Source organism: Flavobacterium sp. PL02 (genome assembly GCF_035013205.1).
In the GTDB taxonomy this organism is placed as follows: Bacteria; Bacteroidota; Bacteroidia; order Flavobacteriales; family Flavobacteriaceae; genus Flavobacterium.
Window position 1 is genome coordinate 25,308 of the sequence record NZ_JAYGJP010000002.1, and the last position, 15,156, is coordinate 40,463.

Genomic DNA, 15,156 nt, shown 5'->3' on the forward strand with positions numbered 1-15,156 from the left:
AACAAACCTTTTACATTCATAAAATAATAAACACAAAAGTAATTTTCAAAAATTGTATTTTTATTAATAATTCCTAAAACAACATATCATGAACTTCTTCAAAATCAAAACTTGTTGGTCTAATGCCGAATTTATAGTATTAAAACTTTGTATCGCCTCGGCATATATTTTAATCGGTAGTTATTTTCATGATTTTTTTAGCAACTATTATGTTCCGCTAATCCTCTTATTTAGTATTACTGTAATCTGGTCTGTTTATTTATGGCTGAATAAAATGAAAAACAATAAGCAGTAATATCTATAAATTGGAATTACTTGTGAAACAAAACTATCTTTGCACAAAAATTCCAGCATGTCGCATCAACATTTTATTCTTTTTAAACCATACGGTTATTTAAGTCAGTTTATATATGAGCTAAAAAGAAAGAAGAAACTTTTGGGTGAATTACATAATTTCCCAGAAGCTACAATGGCCATTGGCAGACTTGATGAAGATTCAGAAGGTTTGCTTTTACTAACTACAGATGGAAAAGTAAGTGAACAGGTAAGAAGCAAAAAAGTCGACAAAGAATACTATGTTCAAGTAGATGGAATTATTACTCCTGAAGCAATCGAAGAATTACAAAAAGGAGTTGAAATTGGTTTTGATGGCGGAAAATATAAAACCAAACCTTGTTCTGCTTTCATCGTTACCGAAATTCCTGATTTTGGCCCAAGAGCAAAAAAAATCAGAGATGAACGACATGGACCAACTTCATGGGCCTCGATAACTGTAAATGAAGGTAAGTTTCGTCAAGTGCGAAAAATGACTGCTGCTGTTGGTTTTCCTACTTTACGATTGGTACGTGTTCGTATAGGAAATGTATATTTGCAGGGCTTAAAAGCTGGAGAAGTTTTAGAAGTACCCGATTTTAAATTAGAAAATTAATTAAAGAATATATCAATATCAAAATTAGATTATTCCCAAATTAACGATTAACCGAATAAACAAATTAAATAATGCTGAATATAGTTCTCGTAGAACCCGAAATACCTAATAATACTGGAAATATTGGTCGCTTGTGCGTTGGTACAGAAAGCCGATTACATTTAGTACATCCTTTTGGATTTGTTATAAATGATAAAAACTTAAAACGTTCCGGATTGGATTATTGGGTTCATCTTGATGTAACCGAATATCAGAATGTAGCGGAATGGAAAGCTCAGATTCCAGATTTATCACGTGTTTTCCTTATGAGTTCCCATGCCGAGAAATCATATCTCGAAACTGATTTCCAAGATGGTGATTGGTTGGTTTTTGGAAAAGAAAGCGTAGGATTGAGCAAGGAAGTTTTAGAACAATTCGAAAATCATCTTACGATTCCGATGTCGTCCCTAATAAGAAGTTTTAATATTGCAAATTCGGTTGCGTTTGTGGTGGGGGAAGCTAAGAGACAGATTGGGCTGAAGGTTTAAGCGATTATTTGTTTAATCGTTTAATCGGATTTGACATCGATTTCCTTCCTGCAAATAGGTGTTAAATTATTTTAGCTATAGCTTAAAAGATTGCAATGATTATTTTAAATACGGTATTTATATTTACACCTACAAGGTTGAAAAAAACCTTGCATGATAGGTCTCATGATTTCTAGCCCTGATAATAGCGGCATCCTTTTATTTTTTTCCTTTAAAAAAATAAAAGATATAGCAGATAGCAGGATTAGCTCCAGAAAAAAACATGAATTCTAAGTAATCACAAACTTCCCTTTTTCGGCATCAAAAGTAATATGGTCGTCTTTGAATAAAGTTGCAAAACTTCCTGTTGCAATTAAGTTACAAGGTTCGTCTTGTATAAAAGCTTCGGGTGTCATAATAATCATTTCGTCGCTTAATTGTATTGCCAAATCAATATCATGTGTAGAGAACAAAATGCATTTCCCTGTTTCGTGAGTTAATTTCTTAAGTAACTTAAACAAAGCTACTTTATGCAATAAATCGAGATGTGTAGTTGGTTCATCTAGAATAATAAGTGGCGTGTCTTGTGCTAAAGCTCGTGCAATTAATACTTTTTGCAATTGCCCGTCGCTTATTTCGTAATGTTTTTTGTGTGATAAATGACTTATTTGTGTGAGCTCTAATGCCTCATTTACTTTAGTAATATCATACTGCGTCAAAGTCCCAATCCAGTTTGTATAAGGTTGGCGCCCTAAAGCCACTAATTCGAAAACGGATAGATTGCTTGGCGGTAATTTTTCGGTTAAAACAATGCTTAAGTTCTGTGCTAAATCGAGTGGTTTATAGTCGAGTACATTCTTATCATTTAGCAAAACTGTTCCTGATAGTGGATGTTGAATTCCTGTTATTGTTCGTAACAATGTCGATTTACCGATTCCGTTTGCACCAATTAAAGCAATAAGTTTTCCAGGTTCTAAATTCAGGTTTAAGTTTTGAGCAATAGTTATAGCTGCTTTCTTGGTCTTGTAGCCAATACTTAAGTTTGAAGTTGATAAGATGCTTTTCATTTTCTTTAAGGTGCTAAGGTGCAAAGTAACTAAGGTTTAAAAATCTTTTTAATTCTATCTAACTCTTTGCGAAAGGAACGCGGATTATGCGGATTCGCTAAGGCGAAAACACGGATTAAAACGGATTTTATTTTTGATTGTTTTAAATCAGTATTAATCCGCGGCTTTACTTTTTGTAAATCCGTATCATCCGCGTTCCTTTATAGGCAATTTAAGTTCGCAAAGCTGTTGCAAAAACGTTTACTCAAAATTTCTCTTTCGAACTAATAACCAAATTACTACTGGCGCTCCAATTATAGATGTTATCGCATTAATAGGCAATGTAGCTTCTAATCCTGGTAATTGTGATGCGATGTCGCAAAACAACATAATTATTCCTCCATAAAAAAGGGTACTCCAATATAAAACAGCATGATTACTGGTTCTAAATGTAAGCTTTGCTATATGCGGAACGGCTAATCCTATAAAAGCAATTGGCCCAGCAAAAGCAGTAACACTTCCTGCCAAAATACTTGTGGCAAAAATAATTACAAGTCTTGTTCTCTTAAAATTAAGTCCCATGCTTTTGGCATAATTCTCCCCAAGTAACAATGCATTTAATGGTTTAATACTACTCGCACTTAAAAGTAAACCAATACTAACACTCACTGCTAAAACTATAATCGATGACCAGGAAAGATTTCCTAGACTTCCTAGTGACCAAAAAGTGAATTTCTGTAATTGTTCAGCTGAACTAAAATAGGTTAAAACCCCAACAATGGCACTGGTAAAACTACCAAACATAAGTCCGACTATTAAAATAGCCATTGTATTTCGTAATCGTTGTGATACTAATAAAACCAATAATAAAACCGAAATACTCCCTAATGTTGATGCAATTACAATCCCGTAGCTTGATAGCAAAATTGTATTTAAGAATGAAGGCAGTAAACCTGCTCCTAAAATCACAATTGCGACTGCTAATATTGCTCCGGAGCTTAATCCTAAAACATCGGGACCAGCCAATGGATTTCTGAATAATGTTTGCATCAACAAACCACTTATCGATAATCCAACACCAACTAATACTGCGGTAATTGCTTTAGGCAAACGATAATTAATTATGATATATTCCCATGTCGATTTACTTGCTTCTCCTCCTGTTAAACTGGTATAAACTTCTTTAAAAGGAATTGTGATAGACCCGAAACTAATGTCCAGAAAGAATAATAACAAAAGTGCTAAACCGAGTATAAAGAACAAGATTGTATTTCGCTTTTGATTCGCCAATTGGATTTAGTTTAATTTAGATGCAAAAGTAAATTCATAACTTGGCAATAACTCAGGATGAAATATCTTAATGTAATCTTTCAACACTAAATCTGGTCGGCTTGGAGCTAATTCATAATAAATTGTTCCTCCAGTTGCTCCAAATTTATTCTCGAAAGTATATATATTTTTTGTTTTAAAGGCATCAAACTGGCTGTAATGTGGATTACTTTTTTCTAATTCCGTTAATGATTTAAAAGAACCTGTCGCAATCCAGACTGAAGCTGTTTTGGCTTTGTCTAATATTTTTTCGAATGATAATCCCAGACTTCCTGTTCCTTCTAGATTTGCCCATAAATAATCGGCTTTGGCATCGGCCATAAATTGTGCTACCCAACTATTTCCTTTGGCAACATACCATTGGTCCATATACATTGAGCCATATAAAACGGTTGAAGTTGCTTTCTTAGAAGCTACTAATTTCTTAGCTTCGTTATAACTGGTTACAATTTTATCAAAAAGCTCTTTGGCTTGTGCTTCTTTTCCAAATAATGCACCGTAAAGTTTTATCCATTCGGCTTTTCCTAGTGGAGATTGCTCCATCCAATCGGCTTGGATAAGTACTTTTAAACCGCTTTTTTGTAAATTATCTAACATCGGGTTGTTATTATCAACTCCGAAAGTGACAATTAAATTTGGTGCTAATTCTATAAGTTGTTCGATATTTAATTTTTCGTTCTGACCAACATTTTTCACAGAACCTTTATCTATTAATTTTCTGGTTTTCTCTGAAGAAATATAGTCGGTATGCGGGAAACCTACCAAATTATTCTCGACATCAAGCATTTCTAAAAACGGAATATTGGTTGTTGATGTTACTACAATTGTTTGTAACGGGATCTGGATTGTAGTATAACTTTTTAAACTATCTGGCACAACTCCATCCTTTTCTTTTAATACATAAGTATAATCCTTTCCTGCATCTGGCCAAGGATTTGTAACTTTTACAACTGAATATCCAGTGAATTTTTTTATAGAAAGTCCCGAAGCATATTCGATACTGTTTTGTCCTATTTCGGATTTTATTTCTGGTGTACTTTCGTTTTTCTTACATCCTATTAATACTAAAAATGAGAAAAGAAAAACAACTTTATGTAATGATGACTTCATGGGTAGTTACTATTTGTTTTTAAAGAAATTATGGAATTGTTATTCTATATCATATCTGATTTTGAATCATACAATTTCATATTTTACAATTTGGATAGCGACAAAGGTAGCGCAATTTCTAAATTTCTTGTTTACTTTTAAACGTAAAAAATTGAACAAATAGTATCTTTGCAGTATGAATGGTCTTAAAGTAAAAAACTGCTCAAGCTGTGGAACTGCATTTAATTGCGGTGATTCTCCCGACGGAAATAAATGTTGGTGCAACAACTTCCCTCCTATTTTTGTACCTTCGGATGTTGTGGATTGTTTGTGCCCGAATTGTTTTAAAAATGTCTGTGCGGTAAAAATAGATGATTTTGTAAATACAATCACTCCCGAAATTGCAACTGACAATAAAGCTTCGGCTTTGCCAAAAAACAATACACTTATTGAAGGAATCGATTATTATCTGGAAAACGGAAATTATGTTTTTAAGGAATGGTTTCATCTGAAAAGAGGAAGCTGTTGCGGAAACAAATGTCGACATTGCCCTTACTGATTTAAAAGAATAAACACGAATTTCACCAATTAACACGAAAGAAATAGTTGGTGCAATTGCGTTAGGGATAATAGCGGTATCCTTTTATTTTTTTCTTTAAAAAATAAAAGATATAGTGAATAGCCCGCCCGAAGGGAACGCCCTTCTTAAATTTACAATTAACAACTAACAATTAAAAAAAGATGGTTTACTTGATTACTGGTGGTGAGCGTTCGGGGAAAAGTGGTTATGCACAAGAACTGGCTTTGCAACTTACAAATGCACCAATGTATGTGGCAACAGCTCGAAAATGGGATGAAGATTTCCAGAATCGAATTGATCGTCACCAACAAGAACGCGACGAACGCTGGACAAATATTGAGAAGGAAAAACATTTGAGCGAAATTGATTTTTCGGGTAAAGTAGCTTTGATTGATTGTGTAACGCTTTGGTTAACTAACTTTTTTGTAGATACAAAAAATGATGTTGCATTATCTCTTGAAGAAGCTAAAGCTGAGTTTCTAAAAATAGCCAATCAGCCAGATTCTACTTTGATAATTGTAACTAACGAAATCGGAATGGGACTTCATGCTGATACGCACGTAGGAAGAAAATTTACAGAATTACAAGGTTGGATGAATCAGTTTTTGGCTAAAAATGCCGATACTGTTGTACTTATGGTTTCGGGAATTCCCGTTACAATAAAAGGATAGTTGAGGCCATGGGCTGTGAGCTTTGGGCTTTGAACCTTTGCGACTTTGAACCTCTTAAAAAGAAAAAACATGAGCTATTTAGATGATATATTAAAATCACGCCGCGATACACGCCATTTTACTAATGACGAGGTCCCTGATGAAGTTATTCAAAATGCTTTACAAGCTGGACATTGGGCGCCTTCGGTGGGTTTAACAGATGCAACTAAGTATTACATCATAAAATCGGATGAAGTTAAAAAAGCTATCAAAGATTTATTTTTGGATTATAATAAAAAAGCGGAGTTATTAACCGATGACGAGGAGCAAAAAGAACGCTATAAATCCTTGAAGTTGGAAGCTATAGAAGAGGCTCCTATCGGGATGATAATTGCTTATGACCGCTCGGTGCTAAACAATTTTACTATAGGAACTGTTGGTAGTAATGAAGCTGTAAAATTTAGTTCGGTTTGTGCTGCCCAAAATATCTGGTTATCACTTACGGAGCAAGGTTATGGTATGGGTTGGGTTTCTATTTTAAATTATTATCAGTTTAAGAAAATAATTGATTTACCTGAAAATATAGAACCGCTTGGTTATTTCTGTATTGGTAAACCTGCGACAAACTACAACAATCAGCCGATGTTGCAGCAATTAAACTGGAAGCAAAAATCGGAAACTTTTGATTGTATCGAAATCAAAACTGTAAATGAGAGTCTTATTCCGAAATTAGATTTTGATAATAAACCTAAAGTCGAAGTTAAAAGCTCTTTTAAAGAAGCGCTACAGCATAAAATCGATTCAAAAACTAAGCCTATTGGAGCTTTAGGTATTTTAGAAAAGCTGGCATTCCAGATTGGAACAGTTTTTCAAACTCTGGAACCTGAGATTATGAAACCAAACATTGTTGTTTTTGCAGCAGACCACGGTATTGCCAATCATGGTGTGAGTGCCTATCCGCAAGATGTAACCCGCCAAATGGTTGGTAATTTCCTAGAAGGCGGTGCAGCAATTAATGTTTTTTGTAAACAAAATAAAATTGAACTTTCTATCGTAGATGCTGGTGTAAATTATGATTTCCCTACAAATGCGAATTTAATTAATGCTAAAATTGCCAAAGGAACTCAATCCTTTTTACACGCTCCCGCAATGAGCGAAACCGAATTACAATTGTGTTTCTTGAAAGGTTCAGAAATTGTTGATTCTATTGCAAAAACTGGAAGTAATTGCATTGGTTTTGGCGAAATGGGTATTGGGAATACCTCTACAGCATCTGTCTTGATGAGTGTTTTAACGGGTTTCTCTATAGAAGAATGTGTGGGGAAAGGAACTGGAGTTGATGATGCTAAATTAATTGAGAAGCAGAAAACCCTTAAAAAAGCTATCGAAAATTATTCCGGTCAAGCCGAATTAAAACAGCAACTCGCTTATTTTGGTGGTTTTGAAATCATGCAAATGGCTGGCGGAATGTTAGCCGCTTATAAAAACAATATGCTTATTCTTGTAGATGGTTTTATTTGTACTGTAGCTTTTTTAGTTGCTTACAAAATAAATCCTGATATTAAAAAGAATGCTATTTTCTGTCATTCTTCGGCCGAACAAGGACATCAGAAACTGTTAAATTATCTTGAAGTCAAATCGGTATTACAACTCGATTTACGCTTAGGTGAAGGAACTGGCTGTGCAGTTGCGTTGCCTATATTACAATCGGCAACTGGTTTTCTAAACGAAATGGCTACTTTTGAGAATGCTGGTATTAGTAAAAAATAAAAGTTTTTAGTTTCAGTAATTCTCTTAAAAAAACAAAATCATTAAATGAAAAAACAGCTCCATATATTTTTTACTGCATTAATGTTCTACACAAGAATTCCTTGTCCTAAAAATATCGACCATAATCCTGATTACCTTAATAAAGCAAGCCGTTATTTCCCTTTGATTGGTTGGATTGTTGGAGGAATTTCTTTTCTAGCATTTTATGGTGCCTCCTTTTTAGTTTCAGCATCCGCAGCAATAATTATAGGAATGATTGCCGGTATCTTGACTACAGGAGCTTTTCATGAAGATGGATTTGCCGATGTTTGTGACGGTTTTGGCGGAGGTTGGACCAAAGAAAAAATCTTACTCATTATGAAAGATAGTGCCATTGGTGCGTATGGAGCCATTGGTGTTGTATTATTATTTTTATTGAAGTTCCAATTACTTTCTGAACTAGTAACTATAGAAACGATTACAAGTCAGCAATCGGTAATTACTATTTTATTATTGTTTATTGCTGGGCATTCTATTAGCCGTTTAGCCGCAATAAGTATTGTATTTACTCATGAATACTCTCGTGAAGATGCTACAAGCAAAAGCAAACCTATTGCAAAAAGCTTTAGTTGGAAAGAAGTTTTAGGTTCTTTCTTTTTTGGTTTATTACCTCTCTTGGTTCTTTCTTATTTTCAATATCAATTACTTTTAGTATTAATTCCAGTTTTCCTAACACGTTATTTTTTGGCACGTTATTTCCAAAAATGGATTGATGGTTATACTGGAGATTGTTTGGGCGCAACACAACAAGTTTGCGAAGTTATTTTTTACTTAAGTGTTATAGCAATATGGAAATTTATTTAGTTCGTCATACTGAAACTGTTTGCGAAAAAGGAATTTGCTACGGTCAAACTGATGTAAATATTGCCGAACCTTATGATTTGATTTTTGAAAACATTGTAAAGCAATTACCTCAAAATGCATTGTTATATTCGAGTCCATTAAAACGTTGTGTGTTACTTGCCAAACATATCCAACAAGAAACCAAAATTTTAAATTACAAAGAGGACAAACGTTTGATGGAAATGGATTTTGGTGATTGGGAAATGAAAAATTGGGATGAAATTTCTTCAAATGATTTAAATCCGTGGATGGAAGATTTCGTAAATATTCGAGTTCCAAACGGAGAATCTTTCATCGATTTACATGAAAGAGTCACTCATTTTATAGAAAACGAAATACTTGCTAAAAAACCGTCAAAGGCAATTATTGTTGCACATGCCGGAGTAATAAGAAGCATATTATGTCTTTTAAACTCTCTTCCTCTTAAAGATGCTTTCCAAAACAAAGTCGATTTTGGACAAGTAATTAAAGTCGAAATCTAAATAAAATCAACTTTTGTTTTGTTTATGAATAGTATTAAATAATCAAACAGAATTGATTTATAAGCTTTTTTAACTTTATATTTGCACTTTCATTAAGGTTGTGCTATATTTTTTGAGACACATTAAAAGGGAATCAAGTAATTGAAGATTGAAAACATCAAAATCAACATTCGAAAATCTTGAGCTGTACCCGCAACTGTAAGCTTAGTCCTGTAAGGGATGCTCGTTGTTAACTACAAAACCACTGTTTTAGGACGGGAAGGGAAACAACAAGACGCGAAGCCAGGAGACCTGCCTTTGTTAACAAATATCGAACTCTCGGGAAAAAGAGTTTAGAAATTATGACATTACAAAAGTTTTACATCTGTTTTTCGCTCTTAGTTTGCCAATTCCTTTTGGCACAAAATGATTCTATAACAAAATTAAAAGAAGTTATAGTTTCCGACACTAACCTCAAAAAATACTCAGACTCACAATCGGTTCAGGTACTTAATGACTCTATTATTAATAGAAATCAGGCTTCTTTAACTTCCCTTTTAAATTATAATACTGTTATTTACTTTAAAGAAAATGGCCTGGGTATGACTTCTGCTCCATCCTTTAGAGGAACTACTGGTGCACAAACGGCTGTCATCTGGAACGGAATAAATATTAATTCACAGTTTTTAGGTCAAGCTGATTTTAATACAATTGGAACAAGAGATTTCAATTCTATTGCTGTAAAATCCGGAGGAGGAAGTATTCTGTATGGCAGTGGCGCTATTGGTGGAAGCATTCACCTTAACAATGATTTGAGTTTTAAAAACAATTTTTCAAATCATTTATTTTTTAGTGCAGGAAGTTATGATACTTACAGTGTAAATTATCGTACTGATGTTTCATCAAAAAAATATAGCCTTCAGGTTAGTATTTCTAGAAACAGTTCTGAAAATGATTTTAAATATCCTGGAAAAAGCGATCAAAAAAACCTTAACGGAGAATACTACAACACAAGTATGAATACAACTTTTGGTTATAAAATCGACTCTAAAAACACCTTAAAATTATACAGTCAGTTTTATGATGCAGAGCGTCATTTCTCTTTGACCTCTCCTAATGGAACCAAAACAAAATACAATGATTTCAATACCCGTAATCTTTTAGAATGGGAGAATATATTTAATCGATTCACTTCTAAATTAAGAGTGGCACATATCGGAGAATCTTATAAATATTACCCAAATATTACCTCAGATTTTTTCACTTATGGAAAGGTTGAAACTTCTATTATTAAATATGATTTGGCTTTTGATGTAAATGATAAAATCAAACTGAATACTATTATTGATTACAATCGTAATAAAGGACATGGATCTAGTATTGACAATGTAAGTAGAGAAATAGGATCTGCTAGTTTATTATTGCAACACTCTGTAACTGACAAATGGGATTATACAGCCAGTGTTCGTCAGGAATTAACAGATAATTACGGAAATCCTTTTCTCTTTTCTTTAGGAACAAGATATCAATTTACTGATTTTTACCGTATCAAATTAAACGCTTCAAAGAATTTTAGAATGCCTACTTACAACGATTTATTTTGGGAAGGAAGCGGTAATCCTGATTTAAAACCTGAAACTTCTTATCAGGGAGAAATCGGTAATGAATTTTTTACAAAAAACTTCTCATTATCTGTAACTACTTATTATAATTCTATTAAAGATTTATTACGCTGGATCCCTTCTGAAGGCGGAGGTGATACTTGGTCTCCAGAAAACACAAGCAAAGTAAGAGCTTATGGGGCCGAAGTACTTTTGGAATGGAGAACAAAAATAAAAAATCACAATTTGACTCTTAACGGAACTTATGCCTATACCGTTTCTGAAAGCCAACAATTAATTAAAGGAGAACTATTATACAAACAACTTATATATGTTCCTTATCATAAATTAACTGGATCTGTTTCTTATAATTGGAAAAAAGTTTCTTCTTATTTTCAATATTTATATAATGGAGATGTTTACAGCACTCCTTTTAACAATCCTGCTACCAAAGTAAAACCTTATAGCGTTGGTAATCTAGGAATCGATTATGACTTAGGAAAAAAGAATAGCTACAAACTTGGATTTCAAATACTAAATATTTGGAATGAAAATTATCAGCCAGTTATTAGCAGACAAATGCCTGGAAGAAATTACACAGTATATATAAATCTTAACTTTTAAAAAAATGAAAAAATTAAACAAACTATTTTTAGCTATAATCATAAGCTCTGCATTTTTTGCTTCTTGCAGTAGCGACGATGATAATACCCCACAAGAACCAAGAGGAAACTATGAAGGTGGATTATTCATTATTGAAGAAGGTGTTTTTGAACAAGTCAATGGGTCCATATCCTATTTATCAAACGATTTTAAACTAGAAAAAGATGTTTTTTCATTAGTAAATCCAGGTAAAGACATTAAAGATGTACCCCAAAGCATTGGTTTTAATGGGGATTTTGCTTACATCATTGTAAATAGAGGTAATAAAATTGAAGTTGTTAACCGATATACATTTAAAAGCGTTGCTACAATCAGTACAAAAATAAGCAATCCTCGCTATATTGCATTTACAAATGGAAAAGGATATATTACAAACTGGGGTAATCCAGGAGACGCTTCAGATGATTACGTAGCTGTAATCGATCTTGCCACAAATACTGTTGCATCAACAATTCCTGTTGTTGAAGGTCCAGAACAAATAATTGAAACCGAAGGTAAACTTTATATAGCTCATAAAGGTGGTTGGGGCCAAGGAAACTCATTATCAGTTATCAACTCTACCACTAATACAGTTACAGCAAACTTTGTAGTAGGAGATGTTCCTAGTTCATTAGTAAAAGATAATGGCACTTTATATGTTTTATGTAATGGACGACCATATTATGCTTTACCTGAAACAACTGGTAAATTAGTAAAAGTCAACATGAGCACCAATACAGTTTCTTCAACAATTGATTTTCCTGGTATAACACATCCTGGGTTCTTAGCTGTTGAAAACAATAAACTATATTATACTATTGGATCTGATATTTACTCTGCAGCAACTAGTATAACAACTTTGCCAACCACTCCAATATTTAAAGCAACTAAGACTTCTAATCTTTATGGTTTTGCAGTAAAGAACAATAAAATATATGTTGCAGATGCAGTAAACAATCAAGATCCTGGAGATGTTTACATTTATTCTTTAACAGGAGTTTTATCTAATGAATTTAGTGTTGATATAGGACCAAACGGATTTTACTTCAATGACTAATTAAAATCATTTATTTACATTTTACTTTATTAAAAAAGGCTTTCTAACGAAAGCCTTTTTTATTTCTCTATCTAATCTTGTAATGCTCTCAAAAGTCCTTCAGGAGCTTTATCTACATACATTTGATTTCGAATACCATCTATTGATTTTGAATCGGTAAAGTATTCAAACTCTTTACCATCTTTAGGCAAAATTACTTTACCTGTTCCTGTAATTTTAGAAATTGCAGTACTTAATAATGGTTCCGTTTCATCTCCTAAAACTCCCAACGAATTTATACTTTCTATTACGCTATAAGTAGGCGTTAATCCATTAGTGTATTCTCCAAAACCTATTGAGTTAACAATCTTTAAAACAATTGGCTGCATAGCATATTTATGACTTGGATTTCGATTAGTTTTACCAAAAGTAGGTGAATCATACAAAGTAACCGAACCTACATTTTTACCTATAGTTACATCACCTATTTGTATTACATCAATGTATGGTTTTAATCCATTAATAACCAATTCACTTGCCGAAGCTGTACTTTTAGAAGTTAATATATATACTTTGGTCAAGTTCAAACTATTTAAAGCAACTCCATTAAATTTATCTACAAAATTATTATTAAGTAATTCTGAGTCTTCGCTTTCAAAGTATTTATTGAGTTTACTATTCCATTTTTGTTTAGAAAAAACCTTATCTGTAAACTGTCCAGTAATCATACTTGCTAATCGGGTTGCCGTTTGCACAGAACCTCCCCCATTATATCTCAAATCAAGAACTAAATCTGTAATACCTTTTCCTTTTAATTCTCCAAATGCAGCATTTAATTGATCATCATAGTTACCATAAAAACCATTATACATTAAGTAACCTATTTTACGACCATTCTTCTCTATCACTTTATTTATGAAAATTGGATTTTCATCCAAAACTGATTTAGTAAGTGTAACCGATTTGCCATTTGGCACAAATGTCGTTCCATCATAATCAGTTAAATTTAGCGTATAACTATCAGGTGCGAGCAAGGTTTTATAATTATCATAAGTAATTTGCGTACCATTAATACCATAAAATAAATCTCCACGCTTCACTCCTTTGCTTGCAGCATCCGAGTTAGGAAGAATATAACGCACAAAACCAATCAAATCATTAGAACCTTTAGATTTTGGACTTAATTTAAAATCAATTCCATTATTTTTAGATGTTCCTTGAAGTTCTTGTTCCAATACAGTATAATCATCTACAATCCAACTAAATCTGTCTATTGAAGAATCAACACGTAAAGAATTAAATAATGTTTCAGGATCTGAATACCCTCTTAAAAAAGAATTTAGTTGTTCTTGGTTTCCAAAACGATCATCAGCTAAATTAGGAACATCAGCTTGCCATAAGTAATATTGATTTAATCCTTTCCAGATAAAATCCTGAACCTGTAAGCTTCTAGGAGCAGCCACATCATCTTGATCCTGACAGGCTTGAAAGCAGAATACTGCTAAAAATAATAATATTGCGGTTCTTAATATTGTCTTCATATAGTAGGTATCAATATAGTATTAACGTAAAAATACTATCTTTAGTTTTATTTCACACACTTTTGTAACAAAAATAATTCTGTTTCGTCTTGATACTATAAGCGAACCTATAATTTGTAATTTTTATGAACCAAATCGTTTTCCTTCAGTTAGTAAATCCTTTTAAAGACAAAGTATTTCGTCTGGCAAAACGATTACTCATAAGTACAGAAGAAGCAGAAGATGCCTCGCAAGAGATTTTAGTTAAACTATGGAGTAAGAAAGAAACATTAAACACTTATAATAATGTTGAAGCTCTTGCCATGACAATGACAAAAAATTATTGTCTGGATCAATTAAAATCAAAACGAGCCAGTAATCTTACCCTTGTACATTCTAATTACACCGATAGAGAGCCGCGATTAGATCAAAAAGTAGAAGATAATAATAGTTTAGAATGGGTAGAAAAAATAATGAGTCAATTGCCAGAGCAGCAACAAATTTTAATTCAGTTACGAGATGTCGAACAATATGAGTTTGACGAAATCTCCAAAATAGTTAATATGAATGAAACCGCTATTCGCGTGGCGCTTTCAAGAGCTAGAAAAAAAATAAGAGAATCTATGCTTAATACACATCAATATGGAATCAGATAAAATAGAAATAATACTAGAAAAATACTTTCAGGGAGAAAGCACTATTGCCGAAGAAAATGAATTAAAAAATTACTTTTCTTCTCCAAATGTTGCGCAGCATTTAGAGCAATACAAACCACTTTTTGGTTATTTCTCTCAAGTAAAAGAACAACGTTTAACGCAAGAAATTCCACTACAAACTAAGAAACGTAATGTGGCGTGGTTATCAATTGCTGCTTCGGCTGTCCTTTTACTAGGAATAGGTTCTTATTTTTACCTCAACAACACAAATAACACAACTCCTGTTGTTGCAAAATCAGACTTAGGAACTTATGACTCTCCAGAAGAAGCTTTGGCGGCAACGCAAAAAGCCCTCGCTATGGTGTCACACAATGTTAATACTGGTATAGAAAGTGTCCAGTATATTAAAGAATACGAACAATCAAAAAACTTAATTTTCAAACAAAATAAAACTCGATAA

At 33.0% G+C, this 15,156-nt stretch carries 16 protein-coding genes and 1 riboswitch; of the genes, 12 read left to right on the forward strand and 4 right to left on the reverse strand.

What is annotated here, in order from left to right; all coding sequences use genetic code 11:
• The first annotated feature begins 88 nt into the window (after positions 1–88).
• The 3 genes from SHI72_RS07990 to SHI72_RS08000 all read left to right on the forward strand — a co-directional run bounded on the left by SHI72_RS07990 (position 89) and on the right by SHI72_RS08000 (position 1,455).
• On the forward strand, positions 89–295 hold the full coding sequence (locus tag SHI72_RS07990; RefSeq protein ID WP_323489651.1) for a hypothetical protein: 207 nt from the start codon (positions 89–91) through the stop codon (positions 293–295).
• A 57-nt stretch (positions 296–352) separates the two neighbouring features.
• Positions 353–928, forward strand: coding sequence for a pseudouridine synthase (locus SHI72_RS07995; RefSeq protein ID WP_323489652.1), 576 nt, complete (start codon positions 353–355; stop codon positions 926–928).
• A gap of 71 nt (positions 929–999) precedes the next feature.
• On the forward strand, positions 1,000–1,455 hold the full coding sequence (locus SHI72_RS08000) for a tRNA (cytidine(34)-2'-O)-methyltransferase (RefSeq protein ID WP_323489653.1): 456 nt from the start codon (positions 1,000–1,002) through the stop codon (positions 1,453–1,455).
• A 269-nt stretch (positions 1,456–1,724) separates the two neighbouring features.
• Here the strand turns inward: SHI72_RS08000 and SHI72_RS08005 are convergent, their stop codons facing one another.
• The 3 genes from SHI72_RS08005 to SHI72_RS08015 all read right to left on the reverse strand — a co-directional run bounded on the left by SHI72_RS08005 (position 1,725) and on the right by SHI72_RS08015 (position 4,919).
• Positions 1,725–2,501: an ABC transporter ATP-binding protein gene (locus SHI72_RS08005; protein ID WP_323489654.1), complete on the reverse strand. Its 777-nt coding sequence runs from the start codon at positions 2,499–2,501 to the stop codon at positions 1,725–1,727.
• 240 nt (positions 2,502–2,741) lie between these two features.
• Positions 2,742–3,770, reverse strand: a complete 1,029-nt coding sequence (locus SHI72_RS08010) for an iron ABC transporter permease (protein ID WP_323489655.1) — start codon at positions 3,768–3,770, stop codon at positions 2,742–2,744.
• 6 nt (positions 3,771–3,776) lie between these two features.
• On the reverse strand, positions 3,777–4,919 hold the full coding sequence (locus tag SHI72_RS08015) for an ABC transporter substrate-binding protein (RefSeq protein ID WP_323489656.1): 1,143 nt from the start codon (positions 4,917–4,919) through the stop codon (positions 3,777–3,779).
• A gap of 175 nt (positions 4,920–5,094) precedes the next feature.
• Here SHI72_RS08015 and SHI72_RS08020 point away from each other — a divergent pair, with 175 nt between their 5' ends.
• The 7 genes from SHI72_RS08020 (at position 5,095) to SHI72_RS08050 (ending at position 12,541) form a co-directional block, all read left to right on the forward strand.
• Positions 5,095–5,457, forward strand: coding sequence for a DUF5522 domain-containing protein (locus SHI72_RS08020; protein WP_323489657.1), 363 nt, complete (start codon positions 5,095–5,097; stop codon positions 5,455–5,457).
• Between the two features lie 182 nt (positions 5,458–5,639).
• Positions 5,640–6,149: a bifunctional adenosylcobinamide kinase/adenosylcobinamide-phosphate guanylyltransferase gene (gene cobU / locus SHI72_RS08025; RefSeq protein WP_039112216.1), complete on the forward strand. Its 510-nt coding sequence runs from the start codon at positions 5,640–5,642 to the stop codon at positions 6,147–6,149.
• A gap of 69 nt (positions 6,150–6,218) precedes the next feature.
• Positions 6,219–7,898, forward strand: coding sequence for a nicotinate-nucleotide--dimethylbenzimidazole phosphoribosyltransferase (gene cobT, locus SHI72_RS08030; protein WP_323489658.1), 1,680 nt, complete (start codon positions 6,219–6,221; stop codon positions 7,896–7,898).
• Positions 7,899–7,943: 45 nt separating this feature from the next.
• Positions 7,944–8,741 carry an adenosylcobinamide-GDP ribazoletransferase gene (locus SHI72_RS08035; protein WP_323489659.1) on the forward strand — a complete coding sequence of 266 codons (798 nt, stop codon included), beginning with the start codon at positions 7,944–7,946 and terminating at the stop codon, positions 8,739–8,741.
• Positions 8,726–9,262, forward strand: coding sequence for an alpha-ribazole phosphatase (cobC, locus tag SHI72_RS08040; protein WP_323489660.1), 537 nt, complete (start codon positions 8,726–8,728; stop codon positions 9,260–9,262). The genes SHI72_RS08035 and cobC overlap by 16 nt, the downstream gene beginning before the upstream one ends.
• Positions 9,263–9,340: 78 nt before the next feature.
• Positions 9,341–9,576: riboswitch (cobalamin riboswitch) on the forward strand.
• Between the two features lie 27 nt (positions 9,577–9,603).
• Positions 9,604–11,466 carry a TonB-dependent receptor plug domain-containing protein gene (locus SHI72_RS08045; RefSeq protein ID WP_323489661.1) on the forward strand — a complete coding sequence of 621 codons (1,863 nt, stop codon included), beginning with the start codon at positions 9,604–9,606 and terminating at the stop codon, positions 11,464–11,466.
• 4 nt (positions 11,467–11,470) lie between these two features.
• On the forward strand, positions 11,471–12,541 hold the full coding sequence (locus tag SHI72_RS08050) for a YncE family protein (protein ID WP_323489662.1): 1,071 nt from the start codon (positions 11,471–11,473) through the stop codon (positions 12,539–12,541).
• 71 nt (positions 12,542–12,612) lie between these two features.
• On the opposite strand, the gene SHI72_RS08055 is transcribed toward SHI72_RS08050, so the two are convergent.
• The gene (locus tag SHI72_RS08055) at positions 12,613–14,061 is read right to left on the reverse strand and encodes a S41 family peptidase (protein ID WP_323489663.1); all 1,449 of its coding nucleotides are present in this window, start codon (positions 14,059–14,061) and stop codon (positions 12,613–12,615) included.
• A gap of 125 nt (positions 14,062–14,186) precedes the next feature.
• Here SHI72_RS08055 and SHI72_RS08060 point away from each other — a divergent pair, with 125 nt between their 5' ends.
• Together SHI72_RS08060 and SHI72_RS08065 are read left to right on the forward strand one after the other, a co-directional pair.
• The gene (locus tag SHI72_RS08060; RefSeq protein ID WP_035624389.1) at positions 14,187–14,696 is read left to right on the forward strand and encodes an RNA polymerase sigma factor; all 510 of its coding nucleotides are present in this window, start codon (positions 14,187–14,189) and stop codon (positions 14,694–14,696) included.
• On the forward strand, positions 14,683–15,156 hold the full coding sequence (locus SHI72_RS08065) for a hypothetical protein (RefSeq protein WP_323489664.1): 474 nt from the start codon (positions 14,683–14,685) through the stop codon (positions 15,154–15,156). The genes SHI72_RS08060 and SHI72_RS08065 overlap by 14 nt, the downstream gene beginning before the upstream one ends.

Excerpts from the sequence above, each read along its gene's own strand:
- SHI72_RS07990 (WP_323489651.1), top strand. The coding sequence starts at position 89 with ATGAACTTCTTCAAAATCAAAACTTGTTGGTCTAATGCCGAATTTATA.
- SHI72_RS07995 (WP_323489652.1), top strand. The coding sequence starts at position 353 with ATGTCGCATCAACATTTTATTCTTTTTAAACCATACGGTTATTTAAGT.
- SHI72_RS08000 (WP_323489653.1), top strand. The coding sequence starts at position 1,000 with ATGCTGAATATAGTTCTCGTAGAACCCGAAATACCTAATAATACTGGA.
- SHI72_RS08005 (WP_323489654.1), bottom strand. The coding sequence starts at position 2,501 with ATGAAAAGCATCTTATCAACTTCAAACTTAAGTATTGGCTACAAGACC.
- SHI72_RS08015 (WP_323489656.1), bottom strand. The coding sequence starts at position 4,919 with ATGAAGTCATCATTACATAAAGTTGTTTTTCTTTTCTCATTTTTAGTA.
- SHI72_RS08020 (WP_323489657.1), top strand. The coding sequence starts at position 5,095 with ATGAATGGTCTTAAAGTAAAAAACTGCTCAAGCTGTGGAACTGCATTT.
- cobU (WP_039112216.1), top strand. The coding sequence starts at position 5,640 with ATGGTTTACTTGATTACTGGTGGTGAGCGTTCGGGGAAAAGTGGTTAT.
- cobT (WP_323489658.1), top strand. The coding sequence starts at position 6,219 with ATGAGCTATTTAGATGATATATTAAAATCACGCCGCGATACACGCCAT.
- SHI72_RS08035 (WP_323489659.1), top strand. The coding sequence starts at position 7,944 with ATGAAAAAACAGCTCCATATATTTTTTACTGCATTAATGTTCTACACA.
- cobC (WP_323489660.1), top strand. The coding sequence starts at position 8,726 with ATGGAAATTTATTTAGTTCGTCATACTGAAACTGTTTGCGAAAAAGGA.
- SHI72_RS08045 (WP_323489661.1), top strand. The coding sequence starts at position 9,604 with ATGACATTACAAAAGTTTTACATCTGTTTTTCGCTCTTAGTTTGCCAA.
- SHI72_RS08050 (WP_323489662.1), top strand. The coding sequence starts at position 11,471 with ATGAAAAAATTAAACAAACTATTTTTAGCTATAATCATAAGCTCTGCA.
- SHI72_RS08055 (WP_323489663.1), bottom strand. The coding sequence starts at position 14,061 with ATGAAGACAATATTAAGAACCGCAATATTATTATTTTTAGCAGTATTC.
- SHI72_RS08060 (WP_035624389.1), top strand. The coding sequence starts at position 14,187 with ATGAACCAAATCGTTTTCCTTCAGTTAGTAAATCCTTTTAAAGACAAA.
- SHI72_RS08065 (WP_323489664.1), top strand. The coding sequence starts at position 14,683 with ATGGAATCAGATAAAATAGAAATAATACTAGAAAAATACTTTCAGGGA.